Annotated in this window: 11 protein-coding genes; 6 read left to right on the top strand and 5 right to left on the bottom strand. The window is 69.0% G+C overall.

What is annotated here, in order from left to right:
• Nucleotides 1-226 precede the first annotated feature (226 nt).
• Both ACT53Q_RS03925 and ACT53Q_RS03920 read right to left on the bottom strand, forming a co-directional pair.
• A complete protein-coding gene (locus ACT53Q_RS03925) occupies nucleotides 227-2224 on the bottom strand; it encodes a glycoside hydrolase family 3 protein (protein ID WP_476185353.1) in 1998 nt (665 codons plus the stop codon).
• A 103-nt stretch (nucleotides 2225-2327) separates the two neighbouring features.
• A complete protein-coding gene (locus ACT53Q_RS03920) occupies nucleotides 2328-5024 on the bottom strand; it encodes a TonB-dependent receptor (RefSeq protein ID WP_476185352.1) in 2697 nt (898 codons plus the stop codon).
• 286 nt (nucleotides 5025-5310) lie between these two features.
• On the opposite strand from ACT53Q_RS03920, the gene ACT53Q_RS03915 reads away from it, so the two are divergent.
• The 6 genes from ACT53Q_RS03915 to ACT53Q_RS03890 all read left to right on the top strand — a co-directional run bounded on the left by ACT53Q_RS03915 (nucleotide 5311) and on the right by ACT53Q_RS03890 (nucleotide 12528).
• Complete coding sequence (locus tag ACT53Q_RS03915; protein ID WP_476185351.1) at nucleotides 5311-6738, top strand: glycoside hydrolase family 30 protein; 1428 nt, start codon at nucleotides 5311-5313, stop codon at nucleotides 6736-6738.
• 114 nt (nucleotides 6739-6852) lie between these two features.
• A complete protein-coding gene (zwf, locus tag ACT53Q_RS03910) occupies nucleotides 6853-8316 on the top strand; it encodes a glucose-6-phosphate dehydrogenase (RefSeq protein WP_476185350.1) in 1464 nt (487 codons plus the stop codon).
• A 10-nt stretch (nucleotides 8317-8326) separates the two neighbouring features.
• Nucleotides 8327-9034: a 6-phosphogluconolactonase gene (gene pgl, locus ACT53Q_RS03905; RefSeq protein WP_476185349.1), complete on the top strand. Its 708-nt coding sequence runs from the start codon at nucleotides 8327-8329 to the stop codon at nucleotides 9032-9034.
• Nucleotides 9034-10869 (top strand): phosphogluconate dehydratase, encoded by a 1836-nt coding sequence (edd, locus tag ACT53Q_RS03900; RefSeq protein ID WP_476185348.1) that lies wholly within the window; start codon nucleotides 9034-9036, stop codon nucleotides 10867-10869. Before pgl ends, edd begins: the two co-directional genes overlap by 1 nt.
• A gap of 19 nt (nucleotides 10870-10888) precedes the next feature.
• Complete coding sequence (gene glk / locus ACT53Q_RS03895; RefSeq protein ID WP_476185347.1) at nucleotides 10889-11893, top strand: glucokinase; 1005 nt, start codon at nucleotides 10889-10891, stop codon at nucleotides 11891-11893.
• Nucleotides 11890-12528, top strand: coding sequence for a bifunctional 4-hydroxy-2-oxoglutarate aldolase/2-dehydro-3-deoxy-phosphogluconate aldolase (locus ACT53Q_RS03890; protein WP_476185346.1), 639 nt, complete (start codon nucleotides 11890-11892; stop codon nucleotides 12526-12528). The genes glk and ACT53Q_RS03890 overlap by 4 nt, the downstream gene beginning before the upstream one ends.
• Nucleotides 12529-12546: 18 nt before the next feature.
• Here ACT53Q_RS03890 and ACT53Q_RS03885 read toward each other — a convergent pair whose 3' ends face one another.
• The 3 genes from ACT53Q_RS03885 to ACT53Q_RS03875 all read right to left on the bottom strand — a co-directional run bounded on the left by ACT53Q_RS03885 (nucleotide 12547) and on the right by ACT53Q_RS03875 (nucleotide 16482).
• Nucleotides 12547-13041: a M15 family metallopeptidase gene (locus ACT53Q_RS03885; protein ID WP_476185345.1), complete on the bottom strand. Its 495-nt coding sequence runs from the start codon at nucleotides 13039-13041 to the stop codon at nucleotides 12547-12549.
• A gap of 126 nt (nucleotides 13042-13167) precedes the next feature.
• Nucleotides 13168-13539 carry an excalibur calcium-binding domain-containing protein gene (locus tag ACT53Q_RS03880; RefSeq protein WP_476185344.1) on the bottom strand — a complete coding sequence of 124 codons (372 nt, stop codon included), beginning with the start codon at nucleotides 13537-13539 and terminating at the stop codon, nucleotides 13168-13170.
• 294 nt (nucleotides 13540-13833) lie between these two features.
• The gene (locus ACT53Q_RS03875) at nucleotides 13834-16482 is read right to left on the bottom strand and encodes a TonB-dependent receptor (RefSeq protein WP_476185343.1); all 2649 of its coding nucleotides are present in this window, start codon (nucleotides 16480-16482) and stop codon (nucleotides 13834-13836) included.
• Nucleotides 16483-16615 lie beyond the last annotated feature (133 nt).

The following is a 16615-nucleotide window of genomic DNA, read 5'->3' as shown; positions in this document are numbered from 1 at the left end:
CAAAGCCCGGACGTCGCGGGCGCACTGTCACGTCGGGGCCAAGTCACACGCGCCCGTTCGCCGGCGCAGGGCCGACGGTCGACTGTGCTTTCACGCTCGCTCGGGACGACGAACCCCACACCGTTCGCGAGAACGATGATCGACATCCGGACTTCGAAACACATTGGCCACCGCAACGGACGCGATCGTCTCGACGATCGCGTCCGGCATTACACCTGCAGCGGAATCACTGACTGCAGCTCTGTACCGCGGACACCGGCAGGCTCGCCGGCACCTGCTTCGGCTGCGCATACCGCAGGCCGTAACCCACCGGGAACAACGTCGCCGACTTCGGCGCCGCCGGCAGACGCGTCACGCACGGATCGCCCGGCCATGCGAACGACAGGCGCCCGCTGAAATCGTGGCGCGGCTTGCCGTCCGTGCCGGCGAGCAGCAGGTCGGCGATGCCGCCGCCTTCGGTGCCCGGCAACCAGGCGGCAACGAAGGCGTTGGACAGGTTGAGCAGGTCGTTGGCGTAGCTCGGCCGGCCCGACAGGAACACGGTGACCACCGGCTTGCCGTTCGCGGCGAGCGATTGCAGCAAGGCCAGATCGTCGGGATAGCGCTTGGTGTGGGTGAGCGGCTCGGGCAGGCGCACGTCGCCCTTCATCTCGGCGTAGGGATGCTCGCCGATCACCGCGATGGCGACGTCGTAGTCGCCGGGCTTCGCGCCCGCCTGCGTGCCATCGAGGATGGTGACGTCGCTGCCGGCCACCTCGCGCAATCCGGCAAGGATGCTGGTGGCTTCCGGATAATCCGCGTTCGTGGTCTCGTCGCCCTGCCAGGTCAGCGACCAGCCGCCGGCCTGCATCGGCAGATCGCTCGCGCCGCGGCCGACCACCAGCACGCGCGCGCCGGGACGGATCGGGAGGGCGCCGCCGTTGTTCTTGAGCAGCACCAGCGATTCGCGCACCGCGCGGCGCGCGAGGTCGCGGTGCTGCAGTGCCGCGATGGCGCCGGCCTGCGGCGAGGCCGACGGCGGCCGGCCGTCGAACAGGCCCATGCGCAGCTTCACGCGCAGGATGCGGCGCACCGCATCGTCGATGCGCGACATCGGGATCTCGCCGGATTCGACCTGCTGCACGGTGTTCGCGATGAACGCCTTCCAGTCGTCCGGCACCATCACCATGTCGACGCCGGCGTTGATCGACTGCGGGCAGCTGGCGTTGGTGCAGCCGGGGATCTGGCCGATGGCGTTCCAGTCGGAGACGAGGAAGCCGTCGAAGCCGATCTTGTCCTTCAGCACGTCGGTCAGCAGCAGCCGGTTGCCGTGCATCTTGCCGTGGTCGGTGCCGGTGCCGGCGTCCTGCCAGCTGTTGTACGACACCATGATGTTCTGCGCGCCGGCGCCGAGCGCCGAGAAATAGCCCTGCGCATGCGTGCGTACCAGTTCGCGCTGGGTCGCGATGGTCAGCCCCTGGTCGACGCCGCCGGAGGTGCCGCCGTCGCCCATGAAGTGCTTCACCGACACCAGCGTGCTGTGGTCGTCGAACGTGCCCTGCATGCCCTTGACGTAGGCGGCGGCGTAGCGACGCACGAGCGCGGGATCGCTGGACCAGCTTTCGTAGGTGCGGCCCCAGCGCACGTCCTGCACCACGGGCACCGCGGGCGCGAACACCCAGTCGAGGCCGGTGGCGCGGACGCTGCTCGCGGTGGCGGCGGCGATGTCGTGGATGAGGTCGGGATCGTGCGCGGCACCGAGCCCGATGTTGTGCGGGAACAGCGTCGCGCGATAGACGTTGTTGTGGCCGTGGACTGCGTCGACGCCCCAGATGATCGGGATCTTCTCCGGCAGCGTGGTCGCCATCGACGCGTCGTGGTAGGCATCGGCCAGCGCCACCCAGTCGGCGGGCGTCGCGTGCTTGTTCTTGCCGGGCCAGGAGCCGCCGCCGTTGAGCACCGATCCGATCGCGTAGTCGCGGACTTCATCGGGCGTGATCGACTTGATCTCGGCCTGGGTCATCTGCCCGACCTTCTGGGCCAGGGTCATGCCGGCGAGGATGCGGTCGATGCGCGCTTCCATCGCGGCGTCGCGCGCGATCGGGCTGGTGACGTGCGGCCAGTCGCGCGCGGGCGCGTCGGGCTTCGGGGCCGCGGCCTGCGCCGCGCCGAGGCAGAGGGCGAAGCCGATCGCGGCGACCAGGGGGGAACGCGAACGGACGGTGTGCGGGGCCTGCGGTTGCAAGGGTCCGGTCTCCGATGGGGGGAGGGCGTGGAAGCAGGTGACGGGGGGAGGTGCGGGATAAAAGACCCGCCGCCGCGTCCGATCGCGGCGGCGGGAACCGGGATCACATCTTGAAGTTCACGCCCAGCAGGTACTGGCGGCCGTACTCGTTGTATTCCAGCGGCGTGGTGATGAAGTCGCCGCCGGCACCGAAGTCGGAACGCTGCACCGTGCGGTACGGCGAGTTGGTGACGTTGTTGACCTGGAACAGCACCGACCAGCCCGCCAGCTTGCTGCCACCGCCGAACTCGTAGCCGAGCTGCAGGTCGGTCTGCCGATCGGCGAGCACCTGCGTGTAGCTGCGCTGCGCGAACAGCGCGGTGATCTCGCCCTGGAACGCCGAGCGGTAGCGCTCGCTCACGCGCGCCGAGAATCCGTGCTTCTCGTAGTACGCGGTGAGGTTGCCGACCACGCGCGACAGGCCGGGCAGGCCCTGGCGCAGGCGGGAGTCGTCCAGCGGGTTCGGATCGATGGAAGTTTCGGTGTACGAACCGTTCACCAGCACGCCGAATCCGTCGAGCATCGGCGTGATCGTGCCGCCTTCCAGCGAAGCGCTGAGCTCGGCGCCGCGCATGTAGCCGCCCTTGCCGTTCGCGGGCGTGCTGAAGGTGCCGATGTTGCTGATCGGAACCGTGGTGGTCGGGTTGTAGAAGCCGGTGAAGTCGTACGGGATGGTCTGCGTGTAGACGTACGACTCCAGGTCCTTGTAGAACAGCGCCATCGCGACGTAGCCGGCACGGCCGAAGTACTTCTCGACCGACAGGTCGACCGACTTCGCGCGCCACGGTTCGAGCAGCGGGTTGCCGCCGTTGCCGCTCCACAGGCGCGTGGTGGTGCTCACGCTGGCGGAAGCGGATGCACGCATGTCGTCGATGCGCGGACGGGCCAGCGTCTTCGCGGCGCCGAAGCGGACCATCCAGCCGTGGCCGAAGTCGCCGACCAGGTTCAGGCTCGGCAGGATGTCGCCGTAATCCGCGCCGCGCTTGAGGGTGCCGGTGATCGTGCCGCCATCGTTGTTGAAACCGGTCGAGGACTGGCGGGTATGCACGAACTGCACGCCGAGGTTGCCGCGCAGGTGCAGCCAGTCGCCGAACTGCGTGTCGAGGTCGAGCTTGCCGTAGGTGGTCGCCACGTTCTCGCTGACGGTGAAGTCCTTGCGCAGGTCGTCGCCACTGAGCGTCAGCACCAGGTCGTAGTAGCGCGACAGGGTGTCGTTGACGTCGTAGGTCAGCACACCGGGGAAGCCGGCGAAGCCGAGGTTCACCGGGCTGCGCAGCAGGTCGGAGGCGACCACCGTGCTCGTGGCGTTGTTCTTCAGCTGCGCGAAGTACACCGCGGAGGTCTTGTCCTTGGTGCGATCGGTGCCGGCGAAGCCGACCTGGAAGCCGGAGAATGCGCCGTCGGTGAAGCTGCGCTGCAGTTCGAAGCGGAAGCCGGTGAGCCTGTCGTCCTGCTTGGTGCGCTCCAGGCGGCCCTCGTGGCCCCAGCCGGCCGGATCGCTCAGCACCACGGTCTGCGGATCGGCGTAGTTCAGGTGCGGACCGAAGTGCGGGAAGCTGTCGGAGCCCAGCGGCAGGTCGAAATCGATGCTGTCGAGCGTGGACGAGCCGGCGTAGGTTTCCAGATTGGTCTGGTCGCGCTTGGCGCGCGAGTAGTAGCCGTCGATCGACAGCGACCAGTCGTCGTTGATGCGGATCTCGTTCTTCAGGCCGACCGAGTAGAGGTTGTCGTCGCGCGTGTTGTGGTCGTTGCGCACGATCGGCCGGACGTTGTTGACCGTGCCGCCGACCACGACCGGATAGCCGCCGACGTTGGTGGTGCGGACATTGCTGAGGGTGACGCCGTTGCCGGTCCACGGATCCTGCGCCCACATGATGCCGCGCATCGATTCCTTCTGCTCGAAGCGCGAGTAGTACATGTCGAGCGTGCTGTGGATGAACTCGTTGGGCTTGTACTCGAGCACGCCCATCACGCCGTCGCGGGTCTGGTCGCGCGAGCGCCCCCACACTTCGGCGCCTTCCATCATCGCCGCGTCATCGGGCTTGCCCGGCACCGGCGAGCCCCAGGCGGTGGTGTTCGCCCACCACCAAGCCTTGTAGTGCTGTTCCTGGAACGGCGAATTCAGCTCGGCCACGCCCAGCGCGATGCCGAGGGTGTTGTCGGCGAACTGGTCGACGTACGACGCGCTGATGCGGTAGCCGTTGTCGCTGGCGCCGGGATTCTGCTTGCCCAGCGAGTTGTACTCGCCGCGCGCGTTGGCCGCGAACCGGCGCTGCCCGACCGTCAGCGGACGGATGGTGTGCAGGTCGACGCTGCCGGACAGGCCCTGGCCGATCACGGTGGCATCCGGGGTCTTGTAGACCACGGCGGAGTCGAGCAGCTCGGACGGATACTGGTCGAATTCCACGCCGCGGTTGTCGCCGGTGCTCACCTGTTCGCGGCCGTTGAGCAGGGTGGCGGCGAAATCGGGCGACATGCCGCGGATCGCGATCACCTGGGCACGGCCGTCGACGCGCTGCACGGCGAGACCGGGCAGGCGGGCCAGCGAATCGGCGATGCTGACGTCGGGCAATTTGCCCAGGTCTTCGGAGGAGACCGCTTCCACGATCGATGTGGACTGCTGCTTGGTCTCGCGCGAGGTCTCGATGCTGCGGCGGATGCCGGTCACCACGATGGTGTCGAGCTCGTCGTCCTGCTTGTCGCCGTTGCCGCTGTTACCGGCGGTGTCCTGGGCCTGCGCCGCGAAGGCGAGCAGGGCCATGGAGCAGGCGGCCGCCAGTGCGCACCTGCGGATGTTGCGTGATGCCGCCGGGCCTCGTTGTGCCCGCGCACGGTTCGTCGTCGTCATTGCTCCCCCTCCAGGATGCGGTTGTTGACAGCGCTGTCAAATACAGATATTTCCACAGGGTGTCAACAAAGCGGCGGCCGGATGGGGTGATGCGCCCCGTTCCTCGTCCATTTCGGGGTCGCCGGGCGCTTTCGGGGCACCGATTTTGTTGCACCGCAATACCACGACGCGCGGCCGATCCGCGCCTGGAGACGAGTCGATGACCTGGCGTTGTTCCATCGTCCTGATCGCGTTGCTGGCCTGCGTGCAACCGCTCGCCGCCGCGGAAATGCCCCCGTCCGCGCGGGTCGCGCCGCAGGTGTGGGCCACCACCGCCGACCGCCGGCTGGCGCTCGCGTCCCTGCCCGCGGACGCGCCCGTGGATGCGCTAGCGCCGGTGATCCGGATCGACATCGACCCGGCCGCGCGGCGGCAGCGCATCGACGGCTTCGGCGCCGCGATCACCGACAGCAGCGCCTGGCTGCTGCAGCGGCGCATGACGCCCGACGCCCGCGACGCCCTGCTGCGCGAACTGTTCGGGCCGGCGCCGGGCATCGGCCTGGGCTTCGTGCGGCTGACGATCGGCGCCTCGGACTTCTCGCTGTACCCCTACAGCCTCGACGACATGCCCGCGGGCCAGCGCGACCCGACGCTGTCGCGCTTCCGGCTGCCGCGGCAGCAGCGCGACGTGCTGGCGGTCGCGCGCGACGCGCGCGCGATCAACCCCGCGCTGCGGACGATGGCCTCGCCCTGGAGCGCGCCGGGCTGGATGAAGACCACCGACAGCCTGATCCAGGGCACTCTGCGCGACGATGCCGTCGACGCGTTCGTGCGCTACCTGGCGACCTACGTCGACACGGCGGCGGAGCACGGCGTGCCGCTGTTCGCGCTGAGCCTGCAGAACGAACCGGCGTTCGAGCCGGCGAACTACCCCGGCATGCGCCTGTCGGCGGCGCAGCGCGCCGTGCTGATCGCCCGGCTGGGGCCGATGCTGCGCGCGGCCGGCCACGACACCCGCCTGCTCGACTGGGACCACAACTGGGACAAACCCGGCGAACCGCTGGCGGTGCTGGCCGATCCCGCGGCCGCGCCCTACGTCGCCGGCGTGGCCTGGCACTGCTACGACGGCCACGTCTCGGCGCAATCGCAGGTGCACGACGCCTTCCCGGACCGGCCGGCCTATCTCACCGAATGCTCCGGCGGCGACTGGGAACCGGTGCGCAGCGGTGGCATGACGCTGCTGGCGCGCGACCTGGTCGTCGGCGGCACCCGGCACTGGGCCAGCGGCGTGGCGCTGTGGAACCTCGCGCTGGACGAAACGTCGGGCCCGCACAGCGGCGGCTGCGGCAACTGCCGTGGCGTGGTCACCATCGATCGCCGCAGCGGCGCGGTCACCCGCAACGACGAGTACTACGTGCTGGCGCACGCCAGCCGCTTCGTCCATGCGGGGGCGTATCGCGTCGATTCCAGCGAAGGCGAGCGCGACGTCGACAACGTCGCGTTCGTCGATCCGGCCAGCGGCGGGATCGCGCTGATCGTGGTCAACAGCGCCGGGCTGCCGCGCACCATCGTGGTGACCTCGGCAGGAAAACGCTTCGAATACACCCTCGCAGCGAAGAGCCTGCACACGTTCCTGTGGCCGGGCTGATGTGTTACCCGGCCGTTACATGACCGCTGTACGGCCGCGACCGTGCAAACGTTTACAATCCAGGCTCTCCGACACCAACGCGTACGCTCTGAAGTTTTCCCGACGACCAAGACCGTGACCACTTCTCCCGCCTCGCTGCTGACCATCTTCGGTGCCACCGGCGACCTCGCCCAGCGCATGCTGCTGCCTTCGCTCTACGGCCTGGAATGCAGCGGTCTGCTGCCGGCGAACATGCGCCTGCTCGGCACCGCGCGCAGCACGCTCGAAGACGACGCGTTCCGCGCCGTGGTGACGAAGTCGATCGAGACCTTCGTGCCCGCATCGCAGCGCGACGACGCCACGCTGCAGAAGCTGCTGGCCCGCGTGCACTACCAGCCCGCATCGCTGGACGACGACGCCTCGATGGCCGCGCTGGCCGAACGCGTGCAGGCGCTGCGCGACGGCGACGTGCTCTACCACATCAGCACCTCGCCGAAGTTCTACGTGCAGGCCTGCGAGGCGCTGGGCCGGCACGGCCTGTCCGGCCCCGGCACCCGGGTGATGCTGGAAAAGCCGATCGGCCACGACCTCGCCGAAGCGGTCGCGATCAACGACGGCGTCACCCGCGTGTTCGACGAATCGCAGGTCTATCGCGTCGACCACTACCTCGGCAAGGAAGGCGTGCAGAACCTGCTGGCGCTGCGCTTCGGCAACGCGCTGTTCGAGCCGCTGTGGAACGCGCGCCACATCGAACACGTGCAGATCACGGTCGCCGAGACCGTGGGCGTGGAAGGCCGCGGCGACTACTACGACGGTTCCGGCGCGATGCGCGACATGCTCCAGAACCACATGCTGCAGCTGCTGTGCCTGGTGGCGATGGAGCCGCCGTCGCAGTTCGAGCCCACCGCGGTGCGCAACGAGAAGATCAAGGTGCTGCACGCACTGCGCCGGATCGGCCGCGCCGAAGTCGGCAGCGAGACCGTGGCCGGCCAGTACGGCGCCGGTGCGATCGCGAGCAAGGCGGTGCCGGGCTACGTCGAGGAACTCGGCCGTGCCAGCGACACCGAGACCTTCGTCGCCCTGCGTGCGCACATCGACAACTGGCGCTGGTCGGGCGTGCCGTTCTACCTGCGCACCGGCAAGCGCATGGCGCGCCGCTGCACCGAGATCTACCTGCAATTCCGCGCGGTGCCGCATTCGATCTTCGCCCGCGCCGGTGCCGCGACGCACCCGAACGCGCTGCTGATCAAGCTGCAGCCGGAAGAGCGCATCGAACTGCAGCTGATGCACAAGACGCCGGGCCTGGACCGCAGTGGCCTGCGCCTGTCGCAGGTGTCGCTGGACCTCGACCTCGACGAGCAGTTCGCCAACGAACGCCGCCGCCTCGCCTACGAGCGCCTGTACCTGGACGCGATCGAAGGCAACGGCACGCTGTTCGTGCGCCGCGACGAGACCGAAGCCGCCTGGCAGTGGGTGGACGCGATCCTCGACGGCTGGAAATACGCCGGCACCACGCCGAAACCGTATGCCGCCGGCACCTGGGGCCCGAACGCCGCGCTCGCGATGACCGAGCGCCACGGCCACAGCTGGCGGGAGTGAGCGACGCGCCATGGCCTGGGTCGAACACCATCATCCCGACGTCGACGCGCTGGCCGCCGCGGTCGCCGCGCAGTTGCGCGACGCCTGCGCCGAGGCGCTGCAGGCGCACGGCCGCGCGACGCTGGCGCTGGCCGGCGGCCGCACGCCGTTCCCGATCTACCGCGCGCTGGCCGCGACGCCGCTGGACTGGTCGCGGGTGATCGCGCTGCCCGGCGACGACCGCTGCGTGGCGCACGATCATCCGGCGAGCAATGTCACTGCACTGCGCCAGGCGTTCGCCGACGCCAACGGCCTTGTCGTCGAATCGCTGACGACGGTCGACGGCGATCCCGCGGCGTCGCTCGCGCACGCCCGCGCTGCGCTCGCGCCGCTGCACGCCATCGCTTTCGACGCCGTCGTGCTCGGCATGGGCGAGGACGCGCACACCGCGTCGCTGTTCCCCGGCGCCGCGGCGCTGGCCGAGGCGATGGCACCGGACGCCGCCGAGGACGCCTTCGCCCTCGTGCCCGATCCGCTGCCGCCGGAAGCGCCGTTCCCGCGCATCACGCTCGGCCTCGCGCGCCTGCTGCGCGCGCGGTCGCTGCACCTGCTGGTCACCGGCGCGCGCAAGCGCGAGGTGCTGCGCGCGGCCCAGGCCGCGTGCGATCCGGCGCTGCGCCCGATCTCCGCCGTGCTGCACGCGCCGGAGACCATGGTGCACATCCACTGGAGTCCATGATGTCCCTGCATCCCGTCGTCGAACGCGTGACCGCACGCATCGCCGAGAAGAGCCTGCCGACGCGCACGGCCTACCTCGCCCGCATCGACGCCGCGCGTCCGCACGGACCCGCGCGCCGCGACCTGGGCTGCGGCAACCTCGCCCACGCCTTCGCGGCCTCCGGCACCGACAAGCCCATGCTGAAAGGCGGCGCCGGCGGCAACCTCGGCATCGTCACCGCCTACAACGACATGCTGTCGGCGCACCAGCCGATGGAGCAGTACCCGACGCTGATCCGCATGGCCGCGCGCAACGCCGGCGGCAGCGCGCAGGTCGCCGGCGGCGTGCCGGCGATGTGCGACGGCGTCACCCAGGGCCGCACCGGCATGGAGCTGTCGCTGTTCTCGCGCGACACCGTGGCGCTGTCGACCGCGGTCGCGCTCTCGCACGAGATGTTCGACGCCGCGCTGCTGCTGGGCGTGTGCGACAAGATCGTGCCCGGCCTGCTGATCGGCGCGCTGAGCTTCGGCCACCTGCCCGCGATCTTCGTGCCCGCCGGGCCGATGCCCTCGGGCCTGCCGAACAAGGAAAAGGCGGCCGTCCGCCAGCGCTACGCCGAAGGCAAGGCCACGCGCGAGGAACTGCTGGAAGCCGAGTCCGCGTCGTACCACGGCGCCGGTACCTGCACGTTCTACGGCACCGCGAACTCCAACCAGATGCTGATGGAAGTGATGGGCCTGCACATGCCGGGCAGCGCCTTCGTCAATCCGCACACGCCGCTGCGCGATGCGCTGACCGTGGCCGCGACCGAGCAGGCGCTGGGCATCACCGCGCTCGGCGACGACTACCGCCCGATCGGCCGCACCGTCGACGAGAAGGCGATCGTCAACGCCATGGTCGGCCTGGCCGCGACCGGCGGCTCGACCAACCACGCGCTGCACCTCGTCGCCATCGCCCGCACCGCCGGGATCATCATCGACTGGGACGACCTCGACGAACTGTCGCAGGCCACGCCGCTGCTGGCGCGCGTGTATCCCAACGGCAGCGCCGACGTGAACCATTTCCACGCCGCGGGCGGCCTGGGCTTCGTGATCCGCGAACTGCTCGACGCCGGACTGATGCACGCCGACATCCGCTGCGTGCACGGCGGCGACCTGCGCGCGCAGGCGCAGGTGCCGGCGCTGGAAGGCACGCGCTTGGTCTGGCAGCCCGCGCCCGCCGTGTCGCGCGACACGGACATCGTGCGCACGGTGTCGGCGCCGTTCGACCGCGAGGGCGGCCTGCGCTGCGTGAAGGGCAACCTCGGCCGCGCGGTGGTGAAGATCTCCGCGGTCGCGCCCGACCATCGCGCCATCACCGCGCCGGCGAAGCTCTTCGAATCGCAGGATGCGCTGCTGGCCGCGTTCAAGGCCGGCGAACTCACCGGCGATTTCGTCGCGGTGGTCCGCGGCCAGGGCCCGCGCGCCAACGGCATGCCCGAGCTGCACAAGCTCACGCCGACGCTGTCGGTGCTGCAGGATCGCGGCCAGCGCGTCGCGCTGCTGACCGACGGCCGCATGTCCGGCGCCTCGGGCAAGGTGCTGGCGGCGATCCACGTCACCCCCGAGGCCGCCTGCAACGGCGCCATCGCGAAGCTGCGCGACGGCGACCCGATCCGCATCGACGCCGAAGCCGGCGTGCTGCACGTCGACGTGGCCGAGGCCGACTGGGCCGCGCGCACCGCGACGCTGCCGGACCTGTCCGGCAACGGGCACGGCGTCGGCCGCGAGCTGTTCGGCCTGATGCGCGCCAACGTCGGCCCGGCCGAGGAAGGCGCGTGCAGCCTGTTCGTCACGACCCCGACCACCACCGGCTGAGCCGGGAGACCGCGATCGCATGAATGTTTCCGCCGCTTCCTCGCTCGCGTTGATCGCCGACATCGGCGGCACCAACGCACGCTTCGCCCTCACCGATCTGTCGGCGGCCACCACGCGGGTGCTGGAACCGCGCAGCCTGGAGGCCGCGCGTTTCGCCAGCCTGCAGCACGCGGCCGAGCACTATCTCGACGGCATCGGCGCGAAGCCGCGGCAAGCGGCGATCGCGGTCGCCAGCCCCGTGAACGGCGAGGAGATCCGGCTCACCAACCGCGCCTGGTCCTTCACCCGCGGCGAACTGCAGCAGTCGCTGCACCTCGATCACCTGCACGTGCTGAACGATTTCGGCGCGGTCGCGTGGTCGGTGCCGGCGCTGCACGCGGAGGAACAGATCGCGCTGCACGGCGACGGCGACGCGCCGCTGCAGGGCCCGATCACCGTGATCGGCCCCGGCACGGGCCTCGGCGTGGCGATGCTGGTCGGCGGCGACGACCGCTGGCAGGTGGTCGAGACCGAAGGCGGCCACGTCAGCTTCGCGCCGCTGGGCGAGGAAGAACTCAACATCGCGCGCTGGTTCACCGCGCGCTTCGGTCGCGTGTCGAACGAACGCCTGCTCTGCGGCAGCGGCCTGTCGCACATCGACGCGGTGCTGCGCGGCGCGGTCGACCACGGCACCGGCCAGCACCAGGCGCTGCGCGAGCCGGCGGACATCGTCGCCGCCGCACTGGAAGGCCACGACCTGGCCGCGCGCCGCACGCTGGCGCGCTTCTGCGCCGTGCTGGGCAGCGTCGCCGGCGACGCCGCGCTGATCCACGGCGCGCGCACCGTGATGCTGGCCGGCGGCATCGTCCCGCGCTTCGTACCGTTCCTGCGCAGCAGCGCGTTCCGCGAACGCTTTCTGTCCAAGGGCCGCTTCGCCGCGTATCTCGAATCCGTGAACATCCGCGTCATCACCCACACCGGCCCGGGCCTGCTCGGCGCCGCCATGGCGCTGCGCGCCGACGCGCACCGCGAGGCTGCCCGATGAATCCCGAGACGATGGACCGCATCGACGCGATCCTGCGCCAGGCCCCGGTGGTGCCGGTGCTGGCCGTCGCCGACGCCGACGACGCCATCCCGCTGGCCGAGACGCTGGTCGCCGCCGGCCTGCCGGTGCTGGAGATCACCCTGCGCACCGCGGCCGCGCTCGAAGTGATCCGCCGCATGCGCACCGTGCCCGGCGCGATCGTCGGCGCCGGCACCGTGCTCACCCCCGCCGACCTCGCCGCCGTGCAGGACGCCGGCGCCGCCTTCGCCATCTCGCCCGGCGGCACCGACACGCTCTACACCGCCGCGAAGACCGCCGCGATCCCGCTGCTGCCCGGCATCGCCACCGCCAGCGAACTCATGCGCGGCCTCGAACACGGCTGGACCCGCTTCAAGTTCTTCCCCGCCGAATCCAGCGGCGGCATCGCTGCCCTGAAAGGCTTCGCCGGCCCCTTCGCGCACGTGAAGTTCTGCCCGACCGGCGGGATCGACGCCGCCAAGGCGCCGGGTTACCTCGCGCTGCCGAACGTCATCACGGTGGGTGGGTCGTGGATGGTGCCGGTGGATGCGCTGAGGGCGAGGGATTGGGGGAGGATCGGGGGGTTGGCGAGAGAGGCGGCGCGGGCAGAGGCCTGAGCCGAATCGCCGGAGGCATCACAGCCGGGCGGCCTGCCAATGCATGCCATCCGGCTTGCCCCATCGACCGCCCCAGGTCCATTCCTCCGCGGCGAAAGCATCCAGCACCTGTGGAATCGTCGCGAAATTCGGCGTCCTGTCACCGAACGCGTTGCGCGCCGAATCGAAATCGACAGCGCACCCCCAACTGTGCATCGAGAGTCGGGTACTGCCGCGCATCAGCCGGTAGTTGAAGCCGCCGGCGTACAGATGCATGCCCCATTCGTTGATCCGGTCCTGTTTCCGGCCCGCAGCGTCCCAGATCGCGTCGAACACGCGCGTCAGGCTTTCCGAGCACAAGCGGTGGATCCTGATGGCTTTCACCGGCTGGAAGTCCCAGGCGGTCACCAGTTTCCACGGCGGGGAAAGCCGCACGATATTGTCCGAGACCCAGGCCGCACTCTCCTGTCCGTCCCGACCTCGCGGGTTTCCGTAAAACGCATCGACATCATTCTGGTGCGGCCACTTCGCCATCGTCATGCTCCTCGTGGGCGGATTTCCTGTCTCTCTCACGGACAGGCTCACCCCCGCATCTTTCCCCCGATGCACCTCGCCTGAAGGTGTTTAGAGGTCGCGCTTCGGCATCACGTTGGTCAGGCATCACCTTCTTCTCGGCTCACACCCCACGCCATCCCCGTCCCGATCCAGATGCGGGCCATAGCCGGGATCGCCGCGGCGCACGGGCGCAGCGCCGGCGGCACGGGCCTCGGTGCAGTTGGCGAAGGGTCGGGACGATCTCGTCCGCGGTGCGGCATCCGCGTCGTCATCGGACGAAAGATCGAATCGCAGCGGTGACGCGAGCGACGGCGCAGGTCCGCCACCGCGATGGCAGTGATAGCCGCCGTGCTTGAGATCGTGATGGCAGCCGTCCGCGTCGAGGCGGCCGCTATGGGCCGAGGCGGCGGGGATGCAGAGTCCAACGAGTATCAGCGGCGCAAGAATCGCCGCGACAACGGCACCGTCCCTGGCCATCGGCATTCCCCCTGTGGAATCGGCCGGCTTCGTTCCTGCAATGCGCTTCGAGTCTGTTGTGCGTTTCCCGGTCGCGTCAATCGCCTGGGCAGATTCGCCAGCGACAAGGCGCAGGGTGAATATCGCTCTCGGTGCAGGAAGTCACTGAAACGATCGATGAGTGCGATCGTGATCTGACATTTGATTCAGAGGACTGAATCGAACCGCAGTCCCATGCCATCTCGCCCAAAGAAAAGGCCCTTGCCCGGCGGGGAACCGGACAAGGGCCAAGCTCGCCTGTCGAGAGTGTTGCGCTTAGAAGCGGTAGTTCACGCCGAACAGGTAGGTGCGGCCGTACTCGAAGTACTCGCGCGGCTGCAGGGCATTGCCGCCGAAGGACGAGCGGAAGGGCTCGTTCTCGAGGTTGTTGACCTGGAGCAGGATGCCGAGATTCTCGAGCGCACCGGACTGGAAGGTATAGCCCAGCTGCAGGTCGGTGACGGTCTCGCCTTCGAACGTGCGCTTGGTGCGGTCGCCGCCGAAGCCCTGGACTTCACCCAGGAACGCCGAGCGGTGGCGCTGGCTGACACGCGCCGAGAAGCCGAAGCGCTCGTAGTACGCGGTGATGTTCGACACGTACTTCGACAGGCCCGGCAGCGGCTCCGAGGTGCTCGGACCGTTCGGGTGCACCGTGCTCTTCGTGTCGGAGTAGTTGGCCTGGATGCCGAAGCCGTTGAGCGGCTCCCACAGCAGGTCAAGCGGCAGCGACACCGCGAGTTCGAAGCCCTTCACCGTGCCGCCCTCGCCGTTGGCCGGACGGGTGTACACGCCCACCGGGTTCGGCGGCGGGTTCACCGGATAGTCGGCCGGCGTCAACGAGGTGTCGTTGATGTTGAACAGCGTGGCCTGGTTGTAGATGTAGGTCTTCAGATCCTTGAAGAAGTAGGCCGCGCTGACGTAGCCCTTGTTGCCGCCGAAGTACTTCTCGTACGAGAGGTCGTAGGCGTTGGCCAGCCAGGGCTTCAGCTGCGGATCGCCGCCGTCGCGGGTCCACCACGGGGTGGGATTGCCGGTGATCGGATCGACCGTGTTCGGGCCACCGGTGATCGGGTTGGTGGCGCGGTTGCGATCGACGCCGATGTTGCCGTTCGCGCGCATGTCGTCCATGCGCGGGCGGGCCATCTGCCGCGCAGCGCTGAAGCGGATGAACTGGTCGGCCGGCAGGCCGAACGACAGGTTCAGGTTCGGCAGCCAGTCGACATAGCTGGCGCCGTCATCGACGGTCCGGCCCACGCCGTTGCCCGGGTAGGTTTCCTGGCCGGACGAACGCTGGTCGACGCTGACCGCCTGGATACCGACGTTGCCCTTCAGCGGCACCGAACCGAGGTCGGTGTCGATGTTGGCCTGGAAGTAGAGCGTGGTGACCTGCTCGTTGACTTCCCAGTTCTTGTTGCTGATGTCCGGATGGACGTTGGAACGGCGGGTGTAGAGCTGCTGGTAGGCGCGCAGGGCGTCGTAGCCGTAGATCGAGCCCACGCCGTAGGCGTTGAAGGCCGAGCTGCTGTGCAGGTTCGTCGGGATGGCCGCCGAGAAGCCGTCCGGGCAGGCCGGCGACACGCCGCCGAGGCAGGCGGTGAGGTCGAGGAAGGCTTCCTTCGACGCGCGGCTCTTGGTGCGGTCGGTCAGGTTGGCGCCGAACTTGAAGCTGCTGAACCAGCCTTCGTCGAAGCTGCGCTCGAAGTCGAGGCGGAACGAGGACAGCGAATCCTTGACCTTGAAGTCCTTGATGTAGCCATCCTGGCCCCAGCCGCCGGCGTCGCCGAGGCGGAGGACGTTGGGATCGCCGTAGTCGTAGCCGAAATCGTGGACGAAGTAGCCGTCGCTGTTGCGCGTGATCGTCAGCGTGTCGCGCGGCAGCGTCGGGTTGATGCCGGCGTAGGTCTCGAGGATCCGCTCCTTGCGCTCGGCCTTCGAACCGCTGACATCGACGCTGGCCCGCCAATGGTCGTTCAGCTGCAGCTCGTTGCGCCAGCCGATCGAGAACAGGTTGTCATAAGTGGCGTTGAAGTCGTTGCGGAGGACCGGGTTGACGCCGGTGAACGACGCATGGTCCGGCGTGCTGCCGGCGACGACGGTCGCACCGAAGGCGCCACCGAACTCCATGCCGCGCTTGTCCTGCTCGCGGTCGAACTTCGAGTAGAACACGTCGAGGATGGTGTGGTAGGTGTCGTTCGGCTTGAATTCCAGCGTGCCGACGAAGCCGTCGCGCTGGTTGTCGTCGGCCAGGTCGTACAGTTTGCCGCCGCCGAAGATGCCGCTGCCGTCATAGCCCCAGGTGTCGCCGAACTGCTTGCTCTGGCCCGGGTTGTTGAGGTGGGCGTAGCCCAGCGCCAAGCCGACGGTGTTGTCCTTGAACTGGTCGATGTACGAGAAGCTGTAGCGCTCGCCGTATTCCTTCTCGTCGCCGACCTTGTTCATGTCGCCGCGGACGTTGACCGCGAAGGCGCGCTTGCCGAAGGCCAGCGGACGGATGGTGCGCAGGTCGACGGTGCCGGACAGGCCCTGGCCGATCAGCTGCGCATCCGGGGTCTTGTACACCAGTACCTGGCTGGTGAGTTCGGACGGGTACTGGTCGAACTCGACGCCGCGGTTGTTGCCGAGGCTGACCTGCTCGCGACCGTTGAGCGTAGTCGTCGAGAAGTCACCGGCGAAGCCGCGGATGTTGATTTCCTGCGGACGGCCGCCGAAACGCTGGGCGGTCAGGCCGGGCAGGCGCGCGAGCGAGTCGGCGATCGAGGTGTCGGGCAACTTGCCGATGTCTTCGGCCGAGATCGCTTCGACGATCGAAGTCGACTCCCGCTTGGAGTCGGTCGACGCTTCGATACTGCGACGGATGCCGGTCACCTTGATGGTGTCGAGGTCGCCGGCGTCGGATGGAGTCTGGTCGGCCGTCTGCGCTTGCACGGCGCTGGCCATCATGAGCGCGGCCGAAGCCAGCGCCACACTCAACAGGTTTCGCTTCAAAGGCTGCATGGATCCCCTCCACAGCAACTGGAATTCGTTGGCGGGGCCATGCGTGTCCACCGTCGTCGGGCGA

Source organism: Lysobacter sp. DMC97, from assembly GCF_056313745.1.
Note: the sequence above shows the minus strand (reverse complement) of the source record. Positions and strands in the feature narration are given on the sequence as shown.

Bases quoted from the DNA above. Each gene is read 5' to 3' on its own strand.
- glk (WP_476185347.1), top strand. From the start codon at position 10,889: ATGAATGTTTCCGCCGCTTCCTCGCTCGCGTTGATCGCCGACATCGGC.
- pgl (WP_476185349.1), top strand. From the start codon at position 8,327: ATGGCCTGGGTCGAACACCATCATCCCGACGTCGACGCGCTGGCCGCC.
- ACT53Q_RS03915 (WP_476185351.1), top strand. From the start codon at position 5,311: ATGACCTGGCGTTGTTCCATCGTCCTGATCGCGTTGCTGGCCTGCGTG.
- ACT53Q_RS03920 (WP_476185352.1), bottom strand. From the start codon at position 5,024: ATGGCCCTGCTCGCCTTCGCGGCGCAGGCCCAGGACACCGCCGGTAAC.
- edd (WP_476185348.1), top strand. From the start codon at position 9,034: ATGTCCCTGCATCCCGTCGTCGAACGCGTGACCGCACGCATCGCCGAG.
- ACT53Q_RS03880 (WP_476185344.1), bottom strand. From the start codon at position 13,539: ATGGCCAGGGACGGTGCCGTTGTCGCGGCGATTCTTGCGCCGCTGATA.
- ACT53Q_RS03890 (WP_476185346.1), top strand. From the start codon at position 11,890: ATGAATCCCGAGACGATGGACCGCATCGACGCGATCCTGCGCCAGGCC.
- ACT53Q_RS03885 (WP_476185345.1), bottom strand. From the start codon at position 13,041: ATGGCGAAGTGGCCGCACCAGAATGATGTCGATGCGTTTTACGGAAAC.